Source organism: Ruegeria sp. O4 (assembly GCF_056535125.1).
The window spans coordinates 1-1,860 of sequence record NZ_JBQERO010000047.1 but is presented as its reverse complement, the minus strand read 5'-3'; the positions used below and the strand labels follow the sequence as shown (position 1 = coordinate 1,860).

General features: G+C 56.8%; 2 protein-coding genes and 1 pseudogene. 1 reads left to right on the top strand and 2 read right to left on the bottom strand.

The genetic code is table 11. The annotated features are described in order from the left end of the window. Positions 1-31 precede the first annotated feature (31 nt). Positions 32-673, bottom strand: a complete 642-nt coding sequence (locus ACR0J7_RS20425) for an NAD(P)-dependent oxidoreductase (RefSeq protein ID WP_480773787.1) — start codon at positions 671-673, stop codon at positions 32-34. Beyond that, a complete protein-coding gene (locus ACR0J7_RS20420) occupies positions 670-1,578 on the bottom strand; it encodes an EamA family transporter (RefSeq protein ID WP_480915472.1) in 909 nt (302 codons plus the stop codon). Before ACR0J7_RS20420 ends, ACR0J7_RS20425 begins: the two co-directional genes overlap by 4 nt. Before the next feature lie 78 nt (positions 1,579-1,656). Between ACR0J7_RS20420 and ACR0J7_RS20415 the strand changes: the two are divergent. Continuing rightward, a pseudogene (locus tag ACR0J7_RS20415) lies at positions 1,657-1,860 on the top strand (MarR family transcriptional regulator); the annotation flags it as partial.

Sequence of the window (1,860 nt, the reverse complement as noted above, 5' to 3'; positions counted from 1 at the left end):
GCTCTCCCTGAACGACTAGGTCGTTGGAGGTTCAATAGCCTACGGTAAAGGCGGCGCGTGGATATTTGGGCGATTGAGCCTCATCTACAATTGCCACTGCAAAATCTTCCATGGAGATTTCTGAGTTGCCGGCGTCATCAACAATCAGGTTATCTGTGTCGGTTCTGAAGACGCCTAGGCGTTCACCGGGCTGCAATAAGGCGGACGGGCTGGCATAGGTCCAGTTTGCCGAGGCATCGGATGAACAGAGTTCCCACTGTGCCATGGATGCACGCGCGGTTGGAACAATGCTCTCGGGCAGAAAGTCGGGATCTGTCAAGACGGTGTGTGGGCTACCATCGGGTAGATGCAGACGCGCGGCACCGCCGACAATGATCACCCGAAGATCTGCAAGGGATGCGGCGTCCAAAATGGAACGGGTCAGAGCAACGACTTCGCCCTCACGCCCGGCTGGTGCGCGCACAGCGCTTACGGCCAGATCCTGACCAGCCATGGCCGCGGCCAAAGCCGCAGGGTCCGCAACATTCGCAACAATCGGCTTGGCGCCTTTGGGCAGGTTTTCGATCCCTGCCTCGTTTCGAACTGCCGCGGTAACGTCATGGCCACGCGAGATCGCCTCAGTCACGACACGAGAACCGACATCGCCAGTTGCACCAAATACGACAAGTTTCATGAGCATTCTCCTTTTGGATTGAGGTGTGTATGGGCAGTTTCTGAAAGAACGAGAGGGCTAATACGCCCGGCACGCTGCCCAAGCCAGATTGCCGTGAGCACCACTCCGGCTCCGGCGATCTGGGTGGGCGTCAGAGCCTGGCCAAGAAGCATCCAGCCAATAACGACTGCGGAAAGCGGGCTGAGAAAACCAAGGGCTGAAACGGCGCCGGGCTCGATCCGGGAAACACCTCGGAACCATAAGATGTATGTCAGCGCAGCCCCGATCAGAGTGAGATAGACGATGCCGGTGATGTTTTGCGTATTCAATGGTGGAAACGCAGGCTCAAACAAAAGCGCCAAGGGTACCAGCAACAGCCCCCCTGCCGTGAGTTGCCAGGCCGCCAAAGTCAAAAGGGGCACAGGGGCTTGCCACTTCCGGGTCAGAACTGTGCCCGCCCCCATGGAGGCTGCGCCCCCGATGCCCGCAACCACTCCAATCGGATCAAGTGAAATCCCCGAACCAAGAACAAGAAGTCCGACCCCAAAGATACCGATCAGTGCCGCGACCACCGCAGATAACTTGACCGTCGTACCAATCAGCATCGCAGCCAAGAATACGACAATCAAAGGCTGAACCGCCCCAACAGTTGCGGCTACACCGCCAGGCAGTCGGTACGCCGCCACAAATAGCAATGTCCAGAACGCGGTGAAGTTGAGCGCACCGAGAACGAAGGCGCGTATCCACCAGATACCCTGCGGCAATTGCCGGGCAAGAACAAGCAGTAGCAGGCCAGCGGGCAAAGCCCGCAGGGCAGCCATAGTGACTGGATACCCGGCCGGAAGGAATTCAGTCGTAACGTAGTACGTGCTGCCCCAGACCAGCGGCGCGATTGCAGTGAGCGCGATGTCGACATGATGTTTCATGAGGAATCTCCATTTATCTTGACGTCAAGATATTCCTCATTCTCTTGACGTCAAGATAAATCTTCGCAATATGCTTCCATGGACCACATTGATCGTATCATTTCGCAATGGAACAAAGCCCGACCCGACCTTGATGTCGGACCGATGGAAACGATTGGGCGTCTCTCCCGCCTGGTGGCTCAACTCAGAAAAGAGATGGACAAAACCTGGAAGGTTTACGGGCTTAACCTCGCCAGCTTTGATGTACTGGCGACTCTGCGCAGATCCGGAAAGCCTGAAGGC